At 59.3% G+C, this 18,619-nt stretch carries 20 protein-coding genes and 1 tRNA gene; 4 read left to right on the plus strand and 17 right to left on the minus strand.

Translation table 11 applies throughout. From position 1 onward, the window contains the following. Positions 1–378 precede the first annotated feature (378 nt). Together MSL71_RS07890 and MSL71_RS07895 are read left to right on the plus strand one after the other, a co-directional pair. The gene (locus MSL71_RS07890; protein WP_180138489.1) at positions 379–777 is read left to right on the plus strand and encodes a hypothetical protein; all 399 of its coding nucleotides are present in this window, start codon (positions 379–381) and stop codon (positions 775–777) included. Between the two features lie 155 nt (positions 778–932). Then, positions 933–1,142 (plus strand): rubredoxin, encoded by a 210-nt coding sequence (locus MSL71_RS07895; protein ID WP_180138507.1) that lies wholly within the window; start codon positions 933–935, stop codon positions 1,140–1,142. Positions 1,143–1,293: 151 nt separating this feature from the next. Here MSL71_RS07895 and MSL71_RS07900 read toward each other — a convergent pair whose 3' ends face one another. The 13 genes from MSL71_RS07900 to rpmF form a co-directional block, all read right to left on the minus strand. Beyond that, on the minus strand, positions 1,294–1,920 hold the full coding sequence (locus MSL71_RS07900) for an MBL fold metallo-hydrolase (protein WP_180138509.1): 627 nt from the start codon (positions 1,918–1,920) through the stop codon (positions 1,294–1,296). A 19-nt stretch (positions 1,921–1,939) separates the two neighbouring features. Further along, entirely contained in the window at positions 1,940–2,344 is a 405-nt protein-coding gene (gene nusB / locus MSL71_RS07905) for a transcription antitermination factor NusB (RefSeq protein ID WP_180138511.1), read from the minus strand. After that, the gene (gene ribH / locus MSL71_RS07910; protein ID WP_180138513.1) at positions 2,345–2,824 is read right to left on the minus strand and encodes a 6,7-dimethyl-8-ribityllumazine synthase; all 480 of its coding nucleotides are present in this window, start codon (positions 2,822–2,824) and stop codon (positions 2,345–2,347) included. It abuts the gene before it with no gap. Positions 2,825–2,927: 103 nt separating this feature from the next. Further along, positions 2,928–4,157 (minus strand): bifunctional 3,4-dihydroxy-2-butanone-4-phosphate synthase/GTP cyclohydrolase II, encoded by a 1,230-nt coding sequence (locus tag MSL71_RS07915; protein ID WP_180138515.1) that lies wholly within the window; start codon positions 4,155–4,157, stop codon positions 2,928–2,930. Positions 4,158–4,233: 76 nt separating this feature from the next. Next, entirely contained in the window at positions 4,234–4,890 is a 657-nt protein-coding gene (locus MSL71_RS07920) for a riboflavin synthase (protein WP_180138517.1), read from the minus strand. Between the two features lie 70 nt (positions 4,891–4,960). Then, positions 4,961–6,061 carry a bifunctional diaminohydroxyphosphoribosylaminopyrimidine deaminase/5-amino-6-(5-phosphoribosylamino)uracil reductase RibD gene (ribD, locus tag MSL71_RS07925; RefSeq protein ID WP_180138519.1) on the minus strand — a complete coding sequence of 367 codons (1,101 nt, stop codon included), beginning with the start codon at positions 6,059–6,061 and terminating at the stop codon, positions 4,961–4,963. A 63-nt stretch (positions 6,062–6,124) separates the two neighbouring features. Continuing rightward, positions 6,125–6,586, minus strand: coding sequence for a transcriptional regulator NrdR (gene nrdR / locus MSL71_RS07930; protein WP_180138521.1), 462 nt, complete (start codon positions 6,584–6,586; stop codon positions 6,125–6,127). Positions 6,587–6,630: 44 nt separating this feature from the next. Continuing rightward, on the minus strand, positions 6,631–7,086 hold the full coding sequence (locus MSL71_RS07935; protein ID WP_180138523.1) for a deoxycytidylate deaminase: 456 nt from the start codon (positions 7,084–7,086) through the stop codon (positions 6,631–6,633). A 76-nt stretch (positions 7,087–7,162) separates the two neighbouring features. Beyond that, complete coding sequence (gene glyA, locus MSL71_RS07940) at positions 7,163–8,407, minus strand: serine hydroxymethyltransferase (RefSeq protein WP_180138525.1); 1,245 nt, start codon at positions 8,405–8,407, stop codon at positions 7,163–7,165. Between the two features lie 346 nt (positions 8,408–8,753). Beyond that, a complete protein-coding gene (gene rpiB / locus MSL71_RS07945; protein WP_180138527.1) occupies positions 8,754–9,212 on the minus strand; it encodes a ribose 5-phosphate isomerase B in 459 nt (152 codons plus the stop codon). A 131-nt stretch (positions 9,213–9,343) separates the two neighbouring features. Then, positions 9,344–9,574, minus strand: a complete 231-nt coding sequence (gene acpP / locus MSL71_RS07950; protein WP_180138529.1) for an acyl carrier protein — start codon at positions 9,572–9,574, stop codon at positions 9,344–9,346. A gap of 18 nt (positions 9,575–9,592) precedes the next feature. Next, complete coding sequence (gene fabG, locus MSL71_RS07955; protein WP_180138531.1) at positions 9,593–10,342, minus strand: 3-oxoacyl-[acyl-carrier-protein] reductase; 750 nt, start codon at positions 10,340–10,342, stop codon at positions 9,593–9,595. 80 nt (positions 10,343–10,422) lie between these two features. Then, positions 10,423–10,605 (minus strand): 50S ribosomal protein L32, encoded by a 183-nt coding sequence (gene rpmF, locus MSL71_RS07960; protein ID WP_180138532.1) that lies wholly within the window; start codon positions 10,603–10,605, stop codon positions 10,423–10,425. Positions 10,606–10,873: 268 nt separating this feature from the next. Between rpmF and gltX the strand changes: the two genes are divergently transcribed. Together gltX and MSL71_RS07970 are read left to right on the plus strand one after the other, a co-directional pair. Then, on the plus strand, positions 10,874–12,274 hold the full coding sequence (gene gltX, locus MSL71_RS07965; RefSeq protein WP_180138534.1) for a glutamate--tRNA ligase: 1,401 nt from the start codon (positions 10,874–10,876) through the stop codon (positions 12,272–12,274). A gap of 181 nt (positions 12,275–12,455) precedes the next feature. Next, positions 12,456–12,529: transfer RNA gene (locus tag MSL71_RS07970), tRNA-Gln, on the plus strand. 262 nt (positions 12,530–12,791) lie between these two features. On the opposite strand, the gene MSL71_RS07975 is transcribed toward MSL71_RS07970, so the two are convergent. From MSL71_RS07975 to MSL71_RS07990, 4 genes are all read right to left on the minus strand, one after another. Beyond that, a complete protein-coding gene (locus tag MSL71_RS07975) occupies positions 12,792–13,676 on the minus strand; it encodes a hypothetical protein (RefSeq protein ID WP_180138536.1) in 885 nt (294 codons plus the stop codon). A 3-nt stretch (positions 13,677–13,679) separates the two neighbouring features. Then, entirely contained in the window at positions 13,680–14,534 is an 855-nt protein-coding gene (gene amrB / locus MSL71_RS07980) for an AmmeMemoRadiSam system protein B (RefSeq protein ID WP_180138538.1), read from the minus strand. Positions 14,535–14,962: 428 nt separating this feature from the next. Then, positions 14,963–16,516 carry an acyl-CoA carboxylase subunit beta gene (locus MSL71_RS07985; protein ID WP_180138540.1) on the minus strand — a complete coding sequence of 518 codons (1,554 nt, stop codon included), beginning with the start codon at positions 16,514–16,516 and terminating at the stop codon, positions 14,963–14,965. 712 nt (positions 16,517–17,228) lie between these two features. After that, positions 17,229–18,572, minus strand: a complete 1,344-nt coding sequence (locus tag MSL71_RS07990; RefSeq protein ID WP_246317742.1) for a sodium ion-translocating decarboxylase subunit beta — start codon at positions 18,570–18,572, stop codon at positions 17,229–17,231. Positions 18,573–18,619 lie beyond the last annotated feature (47 nt).

Raw genomic sequence — 18,619 nt, forward strand, 5'->3', positions numbered from 1 at the left:
GCCTTGTCCGGCGGTGAGCCGCCAGGGAGCCTTGTCTTTGTGGCGACCTGCTCCGCGGGGCGCGATCCGTGGGATACATCCGGGGGTCTTTCTTTATGTAACGACACGGAAAAACAGACAAACATCCCGTGCGCCACGGGGCGGTGTCCGTGGCCATGGTCTTGGAGACGATGGTCACCACCGGAGCGTGGATGCCACCTGCCGGTCGGGATGAGTGGAGTGCGTTGTTTTTGGCGGGAGCCGTTACGGTAAATGTTGGAAAAGAGTATCAGAACAGCACAGCCCATGGCAAGGGAAATGAGGTGTGGAAAAGGCCCGTTTTATGGGGGCTTGGGGTAAATCAACCGAGGAACGATCTGTGTACGGGGAGGTAGCGCAATGGCAGTGTCAAAAGACCAGGTAGTCAAAGAGTTGAAAGGGGCTGCAAGGCAGGGGCGTATCAGCTGCGCCCTGGCCTTGTCCACGGCCCTGCGCTGTGGTGTGACCCCCGGGGAGGCCGGGTCATGCCTTGATGAGCTCAAGATTCGTATCGAGACCTGCCAGCTGGGGCTGTTCGGGTTCGGTCCGGACAAGCAGAAACGGATCCAGATTCCTGAGATCATCTCCGAAGAGGTGGCCGGCTGGCTGAATGAACGTGCCGAGGCAAAGGGGCACGTCACCTGTGCGGAGATTTTTGTCAAGGCCAAGGAGGACGGTCTCTCCCGGGCCCTACTGGCCGGGGCCTGCGAAAAGACCGGGGTCAAGATTCGGGCATGCCAGCTGGGGGCCTTTGGATAAATTAGGCCGCGGGTATGGGGGGCTGAGGCAAAACACCTTGGAATAATATCGAAAAACTTGGTAGGTTATGCCGTAGTGCCCTTTTGTTGGTTCCGACAGCAGCCCGACATGATTGTGGTGTCGACCCCCCGTCAATCCTTTCAGGAGGTACTTCCATGGCTTCACTCAAAGACATGTATCAATGCCAGGTCCACAACTGCGGTTATGTGTACGACCCCGACAAAGGGGAACCCAAAACCAGCACCCCGCCCGGCACCGCGTTCAAGGATCTGCCCGATGACTGGGCCTGCCCCTTCTGCCAGGCCTCCAAAAAGAGTTTCCGGCCCCTGGCCGGTCCCGGCTCGGTGGCGGAGGAGGAGGGGTAGGGAGGCCGGCGGGCCGCCGGAGGCTTGTTTGATCTGAATAGTTACCGCTGTGACGCCTTAAAAAAAACGGGCCGTATCCCATCCTTTTTTCGGATGGGATACGGCCCGTTTTGATTTGGTACCGGAGTCCGGGCGTCATGCCCGCCCCCTTCTACTTAAGAAAGGGGTTGTACTGCTTTTCGGTGCCGATGGTGGTCTTGGGACCGTGGCCGGTGTAGACCACGGTGTCATCGGGCAGGGAAAAGAGCTGCTCCTTGATGCTGGCGATGAGGGTGGCGTAGTTGCCGCCGGGGAGGTCGGTTCTTCCGATGGAGCCGTAGAAGAGGGTATCCCCTGCAAAGGCCGCCTTCTCGTCCTTGCAGTACAAGGTGATCCCGCCGGGGGTGTGGCCCGGTGTGTGGAGGACCGCCAGGGTCTTGTTGCCGAAGGTGATGGTGTCACCGTCGGTGAGGAGACGGTCGGCCGGGGGCGAGTTTTCCGCCTTGAGCCCAAAGGCCATGGCCGTCACCGAGAGCTCCTGGAGCATGGACGCGTCGGCTTCATGGATCATGAGCTCGGCGCCCGTGGCCTCTTTCAGGCGCTTGTTGGCCCCCACATGGTCAAAGTGGCCGTGGGTGTTGATGATGGCTTTAACGGTGAGCTTTTCATCGGCCAGGGCCTTCAAGATACGTGAGGCGTCGTCGCCGGGATCGATAACCACTGCTTCGCGGGTGGTTTCACATCCGAGGATGATGCAGTTTGCACCGATGGGTCCCACAACAAGGTCTGTGATCAACAAGGTCGGGTCCTCCTAAAGTTTAGCTTTTGTCAGCGGACACGGCATCGAGGATACCGTTGATAAAGGCGCCCGACTCTGCGGTTCCAAAGTGTTTGCCGATCTCAATGGCCTCGTTGATGGCTACCTTGTCCGGGACATCTTCAAGGAACATGATCTCAAACACCCCGACCCGCAAGGCATTGCGATCCACGGAAGACATGCGGTAGACCTTCCAGTTCTTGGATCGGTTTGCAATGGCGGCGTCGATCTCTTCCAGGTTGTCCAGGACACCTTCGGTGAGGGTATCGAAAAAGGGCAGATACGCCTCGTCGGTGATGTAGTTGTCCCGAAAGAGCTGCACCGCGTCGTGGCGGGCCTGGGGCTTTATATCCGCAAAAAAGAGAGCCTGCAACGCAAGCTCCCGTGCGCCTCGTCTTACTCCCATTTACTTCTGTCCTTCATCCATGACGGTCATGAGGTTGGCCATTTCGATGGCAGACAGGGCACAGTCAAAGCCTTTGTTCCCGGCTTTTGTGCCGGCCCGTTCAATGGCCTGCTCGATGGTATCGGTGGTGACGACCCCGAAGATGACGGGGATGTTGGCTTCCAGGCTGACATGGGCCACGCCCTTGGATACTTCGGCGCAGACGTAGTCAAAGTGGGGGGTGGCCCCGCGGATGACGGCACCCAGGCAGATGACGGCATCGTATTTTTCGGTCTGCACGGCTTTCTGGGCCAGCAGGGGAATCTCAAAGGCACCGGGGACCTTGATGATGTCGATGTCTGCGTCTTTTGTGCCGCTGCGCGTCAGGGCGTCCACGGCACCGCCCACAAGGCGTTCGGTGATGAAGTCGTTGAAACGGCTTACGACGATGGCAAATTTTTTGCCTTCGGAGGTCAGGCTGGACTGGATGATATTGGGCATGGTGAGTCCCTTTCCCTATTGGTTTATAGGCGTCAGTCTAAAATGTGAAAACAGGAGCGGCAGGCAAGCCGACCGCTCCGGGTTTGTTGTCCTTGGGGACTCCCTACATGTTGTGGGAGTCTTTTTTGGGCTCGATGTTCAGGGTGTGGCCCATCTTCAGCTTCTTGCAGGTCAGGTAGCCCTGGTTGTAGACGTTGGTGTGCACCTCAATGGGTACCTGCTCCACAACGGAGAGCCCGTAGCCCTGAAGGCCAACCATCTTCTTGGGGTTGTTGGTCATGAGGCGCATCTTGCGCACGCCGATGTCGGCGAGCATCTGGGCCCCGATGCCGTAATCCCTCAGGTCTGCCTTGAAGCCGAGCTTTTCGTTGGCTTCCACGGTGTCGTAGCCCTGGCGCTGGAGCTCGTAGGCCTTCAGCTTGTTTACCAGGCCGATGCCGCGGCCTTCCTGGCGAAGGTAGAGGATGACCCCTGAGCCTTCGTCGTTGATGCGGGCCATGGCACGCTGGAGCTGATCGCCGCAGTCGCACTTCATGGACCCGAAGATATCGCCGGTCATGCACTCGGAGTGGACGCGTACGAGAACGGGCTCCTCCGGGTTGATTTCCCCTTTGACCATGGCGATGTGGGTGAGGTTGTCCAGGTCGTTTTCATAGGCGATGATCTTGAAGTCCCCGCCAAAGGAGGTGGGGATGATGGTCTCGGCGGCCCGCTTGACGAAGGACTCCTTCTTCATGCGGTACTCCACCAGGTCCGCCACGGTGCAGATGCCGATGCCGTGCTCCTTGCTGAACTCCTCCAGGGAGGGCATGCGGGCCATGGTGCCGTCGTCATCCATGATCTCGCAGATAACGGCGGCGGGCTTGAGACCGGCAAGGCGCGCCAGGTCCACGGATCCTTCGGTCTGGCCCACGCGGACCATGACCCCGCCGTCACGGGCGCGCAAGGGGAAGATGTGGCCCGGGCGGGCAATGTCGGCCGCCTTGGTCTCATCGGCCACCGCCGTCAGGATGGTGGTGGCGCGGTCCGCGGCGGAGATGCCGGTGGTAACCCCTTTTTTGGCCTCGATGGAGACGGTGAACCCGGTGCCGAACTGGCTGGTGTTGTCGTCCACCATCATGGGCAGGTCCAGGTGGTCGCACATCTGAGAGGACATGGGCAGGCAGATGAGCCCCCGTCCGTATTTGGCCATGAAGTTGATGGCCTCGGGAGTGACCGCCTCGGCGGCCATGGTCAGGTCTCCTTCGTTTTCACGGTCTTCGTCATCGGCCAGGATGACCATGCGACCTGCGCGAATCTCTTCAATGGCTTCTTCGATGGATATAACGGGCATATCAGACTCCTCTTACTCCTCTTGCTCTCACTATATAAAGGGACCCGCATCGGTCCCTTTTTCTTGCGTCGTCGGCTTACAAAAATCCCTTGTCGGCCAGAAAGGCCATGTCGATGGAAGGGGCTTGGGGCTTCTGATCGGGCTTGGGCGTCATGAGAAATTTTTCGATGTACTTCCCCACCATGTCGGTTTCGATGTTGACGATGGAACCGGGCGGCTTCTGGCCGATGCTGGTGATTTCTGCTGTGTGGGGAATGATGCTCAGGGTGAAGGTGGTGTCGGTGACGGCGTTGATGGTCAGGCTGATGCCGTCTACTGCCACGGAGCCCTTTTCAATCATGTAGCGGGAGAGGTGCTTTTCCACGGCAATGGTGACGATGACCGCGTTGGCCTGACGCTCTTTGCTGACAATGGTGCCCACGCCGTCCACATGGCCGGAGACGATGTGGCCGTCTAAGCGGTCGGAGAGGCGCAGGGCGCGTTCCAGGTTGACGCGTGAGCCCACGTGGATGGTGGAAAAGACGGTGCGGTTAATGGTTTCGGGGGCTACGTCCACTTCAAAGCGGCGGCCGTCCAGGACCACGGCGGTGAGGCAGGAACCGTTCACAGCGATGCTGTCCCCGATCTTGACGCGGTCGAGGGGAAAGTCTGCCTCGATGGCAAAGCGGGACCCCTGGCCTGTGGGGCGGATGTCCCTGATGGTGCCGAATCCTTCAATAATTCCGGTGAACATACCTCATCGCCTCTTCTCAAGAAAGCTGGTCCTGAAACGGCTGGCACGCCCCGCAGGGCGATCGGCATCTTTACAGGTAGCCCTCGATCATTACGTCATTGTCAAAGTGTCGAACAGCAACCCGGGAAAGGGTCAGGGCCTCGTCCATGGAGAGGGGCCCCTTGCCTGCGGTGACGGGAAACCCGTCGCCTCCTGTGAGGAGCTTGGGCGCGATGTAGATGCGGAACTTGTCCACGATCTTTGCGTCCAGGGCGGATTTGAGAAGGGTCGCTCCCCCTTCGAGGAGGATGCTCTGGATCTTCTCTTTTCCCAAGGTTGCCATGAGGCGGTCAAGATCCACGTGATTGTCCTTTAAGGGGACCTCAAGGACCCGCGCTCCGGCCGCCTCAAGGAGCGCCTTTTTCCGGAGGGGCTCCTCGGCGTCTGCCGGGATCTTACCGCAAACGATTATTGTATCAGAATCGGAATTGAGCTGCAATACCCTCGCCTGGTCGTCAATGGTGAGGCGACTGTCGAGGATGATGCGGACGGGGTCTTTTCCCCCGGATTCCAGGCGGCAGGTGAGGGAGGGGTTGTCGGCTTTGACCGTGCCGATGCCCACCATGATAGCGTCCACGGCGTGCCGGAGCTCGTGGACATGGCGCCTGGAGGATTCGCCGGTGATCCACTGGGAGTGGCCCGTGGATGCGGCGGTGCGGCCGTCTAAGGTGGCGGCGCTTTTGGCCACCACAAAGGGGCGGCCTGTCTGCACGTGCTTGATGAACCCTTCGTTGAGGGCTTCGGCTTTTTCCCAAAGGATGCCGGAGGTCACCTCGACTCCCTGGGACCTGAGGCGTTCGATGCCGCCCGAGGCCACGGGGTTGGGGTCTTCCATGGCAATGAAGACACGCCGGATCCCGGCGTTCAAAATCTTTTCGGTGCAGGGCGGGGTCTTGCCGGTGTGGTTGCAGGGCTCCAGGGTAACATAGATGTCGCCGCCTTCGGCCCGGTCTCCTGCCTCATCAATGGCAAAGACCTCGGCATGGGGGCCGCCGCAGGCCTTGTGCCAGCCGCGTCCCACCACCTGTCCGTTGTTGACCACCACAGCCCCGACCGCGGGGTTGGGGGAGGTCCATCCGATGCCTCGTGCCGCCAGGGCAAGGGCCATCTCCATGTACTCCTGAGCCTCCATGGCTCCCCCTTTGTTGCGCTGTTTGTAAAGCGCCGTCCCTTTAATGTGCCGGGGACGGCTCGGCTACTGCGACTCCTTTGAGAGGAGCCCCTTGAGCTCCATGACAAAGTCGTTGACGTCCTTGAACTCCCGGTAGACGGAGGCAAAGCGGACGTAGGCGATGTCGTTTTTGCCGTGGAGCCAGATCATCACCTTCTCACCGATCTTCTGGGAGGGGATCTCTTTTTCTCCGGTCTCCCGCAGGTCCCGCTCCAGCTCGTCCAAGTAGGCGTCGATGACGTTGACGCTGATATCGAGTTTTTCACAGGCCCTGTAGAGGCCTGCGGCCACCTTGCTTCGGGTAAACTCTTCCCGGCGGCCGTCTTTTTTCACGATCATGACCGGGAGTTTTTCCACGTGCTCGTAGGTGGTGAAGCGCCTGCCGCAGGCGAGGCACTCCCGGCGCCTCCGGATTTCATTTTTATCCTTGGTGTCCCGAGAGTCCACGACTTTTGTGTTGTCTTCGGCGCAGTAGGGGCATTTCATGGCGTTCTCCTTGTGACAGTGGTCTTGTGGGCCAATACTCCGGTTCAGGGGACCTGAATCACTTCAACACCGGCTTCGCTTAGCATCTCTTCGGAAATCGCGTCGGCATAACCCGACTGGTACACAATCTTCTTCACCCCTGCGTTGATCAGCAGCTTGGCGCAGATGGAGCAGGGGAGGTTGGTGCAAAAGAGGGTGGCGCCGTTGATGGACACCCCGTAGTGGGCGGCCTGGACAATGGCGTTCTGTTCTGCGTGGACGCCGCGGCAGAGTTCATGGCGTTCCCCGGAGGGGACGCCCAGCTGCTTTCTCAGGCATCCGGTCTCGGCGCAGTGGCGAACCCCGCTGGGGGCGCCGTTGTAGCCCGTGGCCAGGATCCGCTTGTCCTTGACAAGGATGGCTCCCACCGCACGGCGCGTACAGGTGGAGCGCTTGGCCACCAGCTCGGTGATGTCCATGAAGTACTGGGCCCATGAGGGGCGAGTCTGTTCCGGTTCCATGTGGGCGGCTCCTTGGCGGTGGGAGGGCCCGGCTTTGTGGGCCGGCCCTCCCTTCGATCAACGGGTCGGTGACCTGTTAGTCGGTAAACAGGGGGAAGGCGTTGCAGAGGGCCTTCACGTCCTGTCGAATGGTTTCGATGACGGCGGGGTTGTCCTTGTTGGTCAGGGCCTTGGCCATGAAACCCGCCACCTGCTTCATTTCAGCTTCCTTCATGCCCCGGGTGGTGAGCACCGGGGTACCGATGCGGATCCCGCTGGTGACAAAGGGGCTGCGGGTGTCGAAGGGAACCACGTTCTTGTTGGCGGTGATGCCGGCGCGGTCCAGGGTCTCTTCGGCGTCCTTGCCCGTGATGTCCATGCGGGTGAGGTCCAGGAGCATGAGGTGGTTGTCGGTGCCGCCGGAGACCAGGTCAAACCCGTTCTCCATGAGGGCGTCGGCCAGGACGGCGGCGTTTTTGACGATCTGTGCCTGGTAGGCTTTGAATTCGTCGGTGGCCGCTTCCTTGAAGGCGATGGCCTTGGCCGCAATGACGTGCATGAGGGGACCGCCCTGGATACCGGGGAAGATCTGCTTGTTCATGACGCCTGTGAGGTCTTTGCCGGAAAGGATCAGGCCGCCCCTGGGACCCCTTAAGGTCTTGTGGGTGGTGGAGGTGACCACGTCCGCGTAGGGGACGGGGTTGGGATGGACGCCACCGGCCACCAGGCCGGCGATGTGCGCCATGTCCACCATGAGGGCGGCGCCGGTGCGCTGGGCAATGGCGGAAAAGGCTTCGAAGTCGAGGGTGCGGGGATAGGCGCTGGCACCGACGATGATGAGCTTGGGCTTGCACTCGCGGGCCATGGACTCCACATGGTCGAGGTCGATCATGCCGGTCTCTTTTTCCACGCCGTAATGGACAAAGTTGAACAACTTGCCGGAGAAGCTGGCAGGGCTGCCGTGGGTGAGGTGGCCGCCGTGGGCGAGGTCCATGCCCATGACGGTGTCGCCGGGCTCAAGCATGCCGAAAAGGGCCGCCATGTTGGCCTGGGAACCCGAGTGGGGCTGGACGTTGGCATAGGCTGCGCCAAAAAGCTCTTTGGCCCGCTCGATGGCAATGGCCTCGGCGGTGTCGACGTGGCCGCAACCGCCGTAGTATCGCTTGCCGGGGTAGCCTTCGGCATATTTGTTGGTCAGGGGGGTGCCCATGGCTTCCATGACCGGGGTGCTCACCGCGTTTTCCGATGCGATAAGTTCGAGGTTGTTCTGTTGCCGTGAGATTTCGTTCTCAATGGCAAGGGCAATATCCGGGTCCACATCTCTAATACACTTCAGGTTCACCTTTGCTTCCTCTTCAGCCGTGTGTTCGGCGCGTCAGCCGGTTTTGGCTTGTCAGCCGGGTTTTCGGTTGGTGAAGGACGCCACGTCGAATGGCTTGTTGAAGCGCTGCCGGGGTCCGTGGGGACCGACCGGTGTGCGGTGGACGAACAGTGTGCGTTCGTCCCTGCCGGGTATTTTCCCTTTAAGCCCTTATCCCCAAGGGCGGCAGGTTGCCTTCGACGTGGGTCATCGCGATCAGGCTCACCGCCTGCGACCCCTGTCGCCGGGAACCCCGCCGTGCAGGCCCTGCTTTCAAGGGTTCGCTCCCCATAGAAAAGCGGTGTTGCCGTGCAGTTTCCCCTGTTGATCAGAAGGACTCAAACATCTGGATACGATCCAGGTGACGTCCTCCCTCAAAGGGGGTTTCCATCCAGATCCGGACAAGGTCCAGGGCCAGGGATTCGCCGATGACGCGGGCGCCCATGACCAGGATGTTGCTGTTGTTGTGCATGCGGCTCATGCGTGCGGAAAAACCGTCGCTCACCAGGGCCGCACGGACACCTTTGAAGCGGTTGGCGGCCATGGACATGCCGAGGCCGGTGCCGCACAGAAGGATGCCCTTCGGGTGTGTCCCGTCGGAGACCTTGCCGGCCACCTCTTTGGCGAAATCGGGATAGTTGACGGACTCCGGCCCGTGGCATCCCGCGTCCACCACCTTGACGCCCTTTTCAGCAAGGAAAGCCTTTATGGTCTCCTTCAGGGGGTAGGCGGCGTGGTCGCATCCGATGATGACTTCGGTCTCATACGGGGTTGTGTCGTTGCTCATGATCTTATCGTGCCTTATAGATACAAGGAAGGGTGGGAATGGCCCACCCTGTCAACCTGATCGTCATGGTCTTTTTGTCTCTTCTCCCCATGGAGGGGAGCCTTGCCAGGTCGGCCTTGCGGCCGGACGCGCTACATGCGCGCTTCGATGTACTCGATGGCGTCTTTGACGCGAACGAGCTTTTCTGCCTCATCGTCGGAGATTTCGATATCGAAAACCTCTTCCATGGACATGATCAGCTCCACGAGATCCAGGGAGTCAGCTCCCAGGTCGTTGACGAAGTGCGCTTCGGGAACCACGTCACCGGCTTCGACTTTCAGCTTTTCAGAGACTACTTTTTTGATTTTGTCTTCTACGGACATCGCTACCTCATTGTGTCGTTATGATGTGAACATCCCCCCATTAACATGAAGTACCTGCCCGGTGACGTAGGCTGCCCGCTCTGAGGCGAGAAAACCCACAACACCGGCCACCTCGGAAGGTGAGCCGGTACGTTGCATGGGGATCTGGGCGATGATGGATCCGATGGCCTCCTCCGAAAGGGCGGCGGTCATGTCGGTATCGATGAACCCCGGTGCCACGGCATTGACCGTGATTTGCCTGGAGGCCAGCTCGCGGGCCGCTGAACGGGTAAGGCCGATGAGCCCCGCCTTGGAGGCGCAGTAGTTGGCCTGGCCGGCATTGCCCGTAACCCCAACCATGGAGGTGATGTTGATGATGCGGCCGGAACGCTGCTTCATCATGGGCCGTGCCGCGGCTTTCAGGCAGAAAAAAGCCCCTTTGAGATTGGTGTCGCACACCGTGTCCCAATCGGACTCTTTCATGCGGACCAAAAGCCCGTCCCGCGTGACGCCGGCATTGTTGACCAGCACATCCACGCGCCCGGTATCGTCCACCACCTTCTTAATGAAGGCGGAGACCTCCGCTTCGGAGGTGACATCCACACGGATGCCCACGGCCGAACCACCCTTTTCAGCGACAAGGGCTTCGGTCTGCCGTGCCGCCTCCTCGGAGGACGCGTAGTTGAAGTAAATACGGGTATCGGGACCGGCAAATTCGAGACAGACCGCTCGGCCGATGCCCCGGGACCCTCCGGTGACGACGATACTGCGTGGATTGGTGTCAGGCATGGACCCTACACTCCAGGGGAAAAACGTGGCGCCTTGCACGCGTTGTTACTCGCGTGCGGATTCGACACATCGTGTGATCGCTACTCTTCGTCTTCAGCCAGTACGTTGCGGCCCTTGTAGGTGCCACAGTCGGGGCATGCCTGGTGCATCATCTTGGGCTCACCGCACTCGGGGCAGACGGACACGTTGGGGGCGTCAGTCTTGTAATGGGTGCGACGTTTTCGCGATCTGGCTTTGGAGGTCTTACGCTTAGGTACTGCCATGGTTATCTCCTAACTCATTTATTTCTTTAAAAAATTATGTATAATGATGGAACAGTCTTAACCGCCCTTATTTATTTTATTTAAAGGCGATTGTCAAGAATATTCACGTGCTTAGATTTTGGCTACTTGTGCTGGCAAAGCAACTGTGGTAATTGGCCATGAGCCGTAGATAGCGCAGATCCCTATCGATCCACAACGTTTTTTTTCGGGCGGGTGCGGATTGAAGGGCAAAATTTTTTTTAAAAAAATAGATACCACAGGAGATGCTATGGGTGAGATTATAACACGGTTTCCTCCGAGCCCCACGGGTTACCTTCATGTCGGCGGAGCACGCACCGCCCTGTTCAACTGGCTCTACGCCCGGAAAACCGGCGGGACCTTCATCCTCCGCATCGAAGACACAGACCTGGAACGTTCCACCGAGGCGTCGGTTCAGGCCATCTTCGACGGGCTGGAGTGGCTGGGGATCGACTGGGACCAGGGCCCCTTTTATCAGACCAAGCGTTTTGACCTTTATAAAAAGGTGATCGACAAGCTCCTTGAGGACGGCCACGCTTACTGGTGCACCTGCACCCCCGAGGAGATCGACGAGATGCGGGAGACCGCACGGGCCAAAGGGGAGAAACCCAAATACAACGGCAAGTGCCGCGAGAAGAACCTGGGCCCCACCGAAGGGGCCGTGGTGCGCTTCAAGGTACCCCTGGCCGGGGCCACCGCCTTTGACGACATGGTCAAGGGGCGGATCTCCATTCCCAACGCAGAACTCGACGACTTCATCATCCAGCGTAGTGACGGAACTCCCACCTACAACCTGGCTGTTGCCGTGGACGACCTGACCATGAAGGTGAACACCATCTTAAGGGGCGACGACCACGTCAACAACACCCCCAAGCAGGTCCTCATCGTCAAGGCCATGGGGGAAGAGGTGCCCACCTACGGCCATGTGCCCATGGTGCTGGGGGCGGACAAGGCCCGTTTGAGTAAGCGGCACGGTGCCACCAGCGTTACCGAGTATCGGGACATGGGGATCCTTCCCGATGCCATGATCAACTACCTGGCGCGTCTGGGATGGTCCTGCGGGGATCAGGAGTTCTTTACCCGCGAAGAACTCATCGAAAAGTTCACCCCGGACAACATCGGCCGCTCCCCCGGTGTCTTTGACCAGGACAAGCTCATGGCCATCAACCACGAGCACATCCAGGCCAAGTCTACCGAGGAGATCACCGACGCCCTCCTGCCTTTCCTTGAGAAGGCGGGCATTGTGGCCGAGGACCGCGCGCAGCTGGAAAAGGCCGTGAAAACCCTGGCCCCCCGAAGCCATACCCTGGTGGAGATGGCCGAGAACGCCCGGTTCTTTTTTCAAGGCGTGAAAGCGTACGATCCCAAGATGGCCAAAAAAGCCTTCAAGCCCGAGGCAGCGGACGTGCTCCTCGTGATGAAAGAAGCCCTGGCTGAGACCGAGTTTACCCAGGACGCCCTGGCCGCGACCTTCAAGGCCGTGGTGGCCAAGCTCGAGGTGGGATTCGGCAAGGTGGCCATGCCCATGCGCCTGGCCGTCTCCGGCACCGGTGCCAGTCCCGACATGTACGAGATGCTCGACGTCCTCGGCAAAGAGGAGACCTTAAAGCGTATCGACGACGCCGTGGCCCATATTCGGAGCCTGGGGTAGCGAGCCGGGCGGACAAGGCGCTGGCGTTTTTTTCTGCGCCTTGTTCAGGGCAAAAATGCCCTTTGCCCAAAGAGGGTTAGGGGAAGCCCTCGGAAGGGGTCTTGAAAAAGGCGAAATTTTTGCTTGACTCAACCGGCCTCACCGGACTATATACCCTCTCGCAACCAATTGAGTTGCCTGCTGGGATGTCGTCTAATGGCAGGACTACGGATTCTGATTCCGTCTATTGGGGTTCGAATCCCTGCATCCCAGCCAATTAAAAAAATAAAGCCCCTTCGAGCAATCGAAGGGGCTTTTTGTGTTTTTGGGGACTAAGGCCATGGTGTTTTCATGGCGAGATAGCAGGTGTGTTTTGCCCCTCGTTCCTCGGGTCAAATCACATCCGCCTTTAAGGTAAAAATTCACTCAAAAAGGTTTTTTAAAACCTGTTTGTTAAACTTTTTAAACGTTTAGCCCCCGGCAGGGCCGCCGGAGGCATGGGCTGAATAGTTACAACTATTGTTGGCGTGCATCCGGCTTATGCAAGTTCAAGCCCGGACTGGGCCCGGGTCGCTTTGTCGTGGAAGGAGACGACGCGGGAGATCTCTTCGTCCATGGCATCAGAGCCGAAGTGGTTGATCAGTTCACAGGTGGCCAGGTCTCTGGTTTTGTCCCCATAGGCTGATAGCCATTGGCGAGCTTTCTGCTCTGCGGCTTTATCCTGCCAGGGATACGAGACAGGCAGGGCCGGAAGCCCGCACCGCCAGGGTTTGGGGGTGAGGCGGGCCCGAAAGCATTTTTGGGTCTTGCAGAGCCGCATGTAAAGGGGGTCGGCGCCAAGGACCTCCATCATGCCGGAGGTGAGCTCAGAGGTGGGGTCGGCGTGGGCGTGGGTAACCAGATAGCGGAGCCCGCCCCGGGTGCGGTAGGCGCGGATGCCGAAACACGGATCTGCCCGGACCATGGTCTCCACCTTGGACAGGGCTTCATACTCCTTTTGCTGACGAGGGGGCAGAGCATGGGTGCCCGTGAGCATCCGTGCCTTGTATTTGAGCCAGTCCCACAGGGACGGTACCGGCAGGTCCACGTCGATGAACATGGCCCGTGCCGTGTTGAGCACGCGGCATCCGTATCCGTTGAGGGTGACGGCGGCCCAGGTCGTGCCGTCCTCCGATGTCCATTCATCAAGAATTTCTTCCCGCATGGGGCGATCGCCATAGAGGTAGGTGTCCGGCCGGTTGCCCTTGAGGATCATTTCTGCAACGGCGTCCGCCCGTTTGCGCCCCTTTTCCCTGGCGTCGGCAAGGCTGGTGTCGGACCAGCCCCAGCAGGCGAGGGGAGCCATGGGTTTGCCCGTGAGGATGTTTCGCATGCGAACGTCGTGTCGTGTGGTGCCTTTGGCCCAGTATTTTGGAATGTTCATGGCTTAGAATACCACCCCGGTGTATCCCACGAAACTGTCCGAGGGGCTTTTGTCAAAACTGGTGGTGTGAGCGATCTCAAGGCCGCGGGGGATGCCCAGGGACCGGGCTGCGGCCAGGGTGGCGGCCACGGCACCTGCGCAGCAGGCATTGCGCCGGGCCAGGGCCTCGTCGGTGAAGTAGGCCGCATCAAGTTGTGTCATGTGGTCGATGGCCTCTCGGTCGTTGGTGTCGCAGACCCAGGCCCTCGCCTTTTCCCCTTTGCCCTGGGGGGTGAACCCGAAATTTGGGCCGTAGTGGGTGAGGTCGGTGGAGCCGATGACCTTGACGGTGAGGCCCAGGGTGCATGCTGCGTCCACCACGGATTTGCCCACGGGCTCCGCGCACTTGTTGGGGGCCACGCCCATGAGGCAGACCGGAGTCTCTCCGAAAAAGTACCGGATAAAAGGAAGCTGGAGCTCCAGGGTGTTTTCAGGGGCCATGAAAGGGCTCATCTCCCGCCGTATATAAGGGGTGCTTCCCAGGGTCTCTGAGAAGGTTTCGTGGACCCGCAGGTCTCCGAAGGGGGTTTCCAGGGTTCCTTCGGCCATGACGCTGGTGGGCTCCGACGGCCCCAGATGGTGCCCGAACAGGACCACCAGGTCCGGCAACTCACCCCGGGCCACGGTTTCGATGACCCGGCAGGCAATGCTGCCGGAAAAAAACCATCCGGCGTGGGGAACGATCCCTGCTTGAAATGCGTCCCCCGAGGGGCGTTTCAGCCACCCCTCCTTCCGATATCCTTCCACCTCCTTGAAGCAGGCCTCCCGGCTTTCCGGATACCACTGCCCGCGAAGGGCCGCGCGTTTTCGTGCACCCATGCTCTTTCCTCCTGAAATTTTGTCTCTATACGGTAGTATATCACGGGGTTTTGGGGAAGAAAAAGAAGGGGCGCAGCAACGTATTCAGGTGGCCTCCGGCGGCCCTGCCGGGGGCCAAGCTTTTGAAAAGTTTGACAAACAGGGTTTGTTTTTTTGAAGATTGATCCCTGCAGGGCATAGCCCCTCTTCTTTTGTAACAATTCAGCTTAAAATTGCCTCCGGCGGCCCTGCCGGGGCCAAACTTTTAAAAAGTTTGACAAACAGGTCTTAAGTAAGCCTTACAGGCTACGCCGAAACAATTTCGACATTTTCGCATCCGCGCTACGTTTTGATCGCCCTGAAGGGCGATCAAAACGTAGCGCGGGTGCCTTAGAAGAGTTTTTTGCGGAGCTTTTTTTTAAAAAAGCGACCCGCCGGAGGCATGCTTTTTAAAGCGGGATATTTCCGTGTTTTCGGGGCGGTCGGGTTTCGTGTTTTGAGCTTATGACGTCCAGGGCATCGATGAGATGGTTGCGGGTTTCTGAAGGGACGATGACGGCGTCGATATAGCCCCGGGAAGCGGCGATGTAAGGGGTGAGGAACAGGTCGTTGTATTCGCAGATTTTTTCATTGCGCATGGCCTCGGGGTTGTCGGCGCCTTTGATCTCTTTTCTGTGGATGACATTGGCCGCGCCCTGGGCTCCCATGACGGCGATCTCGGCCGTGGGCCAGGCAAAGGCCATGTCCGCCCCCAGGTGGCGGGAGCTCATGGCAAGGTAGGCGCCGCCGTAGCTCTTTTTGGTGATGAGAAGGAGCTTGGGCACGGTGGCTTCGGAGTAGCTCCAGAGGAGCTTGGCCCCGTGGCGGATGATACCTCCCCACTCCTGCTGGATGCCGGGAAGAAAGCCGGGCACGTCGGCAATGGTGAGCAGGGGAATGTTAAAGGCGTCGCAGAAGCGGATAAAGCGGCTGGCCTTGTCCGAGGTGTCGATGTCCAGGCACCCCGCCAGGACCTTGGGCTGGTTGGCGATAACCCCCACGGTGCGGCCCCCCAGGCGGATGAAGCAGGTGATGATGTTGGGGGCAAAGAGGCTGTGGGGTTCAAAATAGGTCCCGTGGTCGGCAACGGCCCGGATAAGGTCGAACATGTCGTAAGGCTTCACGGGGTTTTCGGGGATCAGGGTGTCGAGCTCCGGGCAGAGGCGGTGGATGGGCTCTTCCGAAAGGGCCCGGGGCGCGGTCTCCTTGTTGTTGGCCGGAAGGTAAGACAGGAGTAGTTTTATGCGGTCGATGCACTCTTCATCATCCTCGCAGGCAAAGTGGGCGACCCCGCTTTTGGTGCAGTGGGTCACGGCCCCGCCCAGGGTGTCAAAGCCCACGTCTTCGCCGGTGACCGAGCGGATCACGTCGGGGCCGGTAATGAACATGTGGCTGGTCTCTTTGACCATGAAGACAAAGTCGGTCATGGCCGGCGAATAGACGGCCCCGCCCGCCGTGGCCCCCATGATGGCCGAGATCTGGGGGATGACCCCGGAAGCCGAGGCGTTTCGGAAAAAGATCTCTCCGTATCCGGCCAGGGCATCCACCCCCTCCTGAATGCGTGCACCGCCGGAGTCGTTCATGCCGATGATGGGCACCCCGGCTTTCATGGCCATGTCCATGATCTTGCAGATTTTTTTGGCGTGCATCTCGCCCAGGCTGCCTGCCCGGGAGGTCACGTCCTGGGCATAGGCAAAGGCGGGGCGTCCCCCCACGAGGCCGTGTCCGGTGATGACACCGTCGGCGGGGATCTCCACGCCCTCCATGCCGAAGTGGGTGCATCGGTGGGTCACAAAGCGGTCGATTTCCCGGAAGGTGTCCCTGTCAAAGAGGCGGTCCAGGCGTTCCCTGGCGGTGAGCTTGCCTTTGGCCTTCTGCTTTTCTACGGCCGGAGCACCGCCCATGATCAGCGTCTGTGCGTCTTTCTCTTTCAGGTTGTGGATTTTGTTCTGGACGCGATTCATGCTGCCTCCTTGGGGGGTTCCCGGTTGATGATGGCGATGCGCTTTGCATGCAAGTGATAATCGGGGTGAACATTATTATCATGAAAGCAGGATCAGGGAAATGGGCCCCTTCTATTTTTGGGCCGAAAACCTGCAGCGGAAAAGTCTCGCCGGTTGCATGTGTGTCGGGTGCTTTGCTCCTGGTCTGAGTTGTGCCTGGGGTACGCCCCTGAGCGATCAGCCGTGGGGCCGGGATGAGAAGGTGTGGCAGGGCTGTGCAAGGAGGCTGAACGGTCGCTCAGTCACGAATTGTCTACCATATTTTTTTTGGGGCTGTCAAGGCGGGGGCGTTCTAACGCATTGCAATTGTGGTTTAAATGGAGGTTCTGAATGAATCGGACAGTTTCTGGGTTTGTCACTGTTCAGCTTAAAACAGCCTCCGGAGCTTTTATTCAAAACGCGACCCGCCGGAGGCAGAGTGGTTAAATCGGCAACAGGCAGGTAGAGACAACGCATCCCGTGACCTTGAAGCTTGTGAGCCAGGCCGCACAATCATCGGCGTTTATGTCGGGCGAAGCGCAAGGGCAGTGAATTTTCGAAGTGGCTCACTTTAACCATGGAGGGCAAGCTGAACAAGTTACGATGCGTTGTGGCATAAAAAAAGCCCCGTTCCGGGGGAACGGGGCTTTGGGATTTTCTCATGTCGGGATCCGTTGACCGGATCAGGTGCTGTTTACCCGCAGAGGGCCAGGAGAACACCTGCGGCAACCGCCGAACCGATGACGCCGGCCACGTTGGGGCCCATGGCGTGCATCAGCAGGAAGTTGTGGGGGTTCTCTTCAACACCCACACCGTTGACCACGCGTGCTGCCATGGGAACGGCGGAGACACCGGCAGCGCCGATGAGGGGGTTGATTTTCTCTTTGCTCATGCGGTTCATCAGCTTCGCCAGGAGAACACCTGCCGCGGTGCCGATGGCAAAGGCCACGAGACCGAGGAGGAGGATCCCCAGGGTTTCAAGCTGCAGGAATTTTTCCGCAGCCAGCTTGGAGCCCACGGAGATGCCCAGCAGGATGGTGACGATGTTGATCAGCTCGTTGGCGGCGGTCTTGGAGAGGCGCTCCACCACGCCGCATTCCTTAAGCAGGTTGCCGAACATCAGCATACCGATCAGGGGCGTTGCATCCGGCAGGAGCAGGATACAGATGCCCAGGACCATCAAGGGGAAGACAATCTTTTCCACCTTGTTGACGTGGCGAAGCTGCTTCATCTCGATGCCTCGTTCCTCCTTGGAGGTGAAGGCTTTCATGATGGGCGGCTGGATGATGGGCACCAGGGCCATGTAGGAGTAAGCCGCAACGGCAATGGCACCCAGCAGGTCCGGCGATAGCCGTCCCGCAAGGAAGATGGCCGTGGGGCCGTCCGCGCCTCCGATGATACCGATGGCGGCGGCGTCCTGCAGGGAGAAGTCGATGCCGGGAACCACCTGGCTCAGCACCAGGGCGCCGATGAGGGTGGTGAAGATGCCGAACTGGGCGGCTGCCCCCAAAAGGGCTGTCTTCGGGTTGGCGATGAGGGGGCCGAAGTCGGTCATGGCTCCCACGCCCATGAAGATCAGCAGGGGAAAGAGCCCTGTCTTGATCCCGAAGCCGTAAATAAGGCCGAGGAACCCTTCGGGCCCGGCAATACCCGCCACCGGAATGTTGGCAAGGATACCGCCGAAGCCGATGGGAATCAAAAGAAGGGGTTCAAACCCTTTTTTGATGGCCAGCCAGATCAGGATGCAGCCTACGGCAATCATGATGAGCTGGCCGATCCCCAGGGGAATCAGCTGGTGGTTGTCGAGGGTTTTCTCTGCAAAGATTTCTTTGACACCGTTGACAAAGGCGTTGAGTCCGGTGCTTTTCCAGAGCTTTTCCACTTTCCCCATGGAGGCGTCCGCAGCAGGAGCCGGCGCTGGCGCGCTGGCGGCACTTGCCATGGAGACCCCGCTGAAGAGGCAGAGTGCGACAAGGGCTGCCACAATCGCCAGGGGCTTGGTGGAGATTTTATGTGTCAATCTCATGTATCGAGTCATGGTCCTATCCTGTCCGTTCAGTCGTTTGAAGGCATAAAGAGTGCGAT

Origin of the sequence: Desulfoluna butyratoxydans (genome assembly GCF_900699765.1) — a bacterium.
GTDB lineage: Bacteria > Desulfobacterota > Desulfobacteria > Desulfobacterales > Desulfolunaceae > Desulfoluna > Desulfoluna butyratoxydans.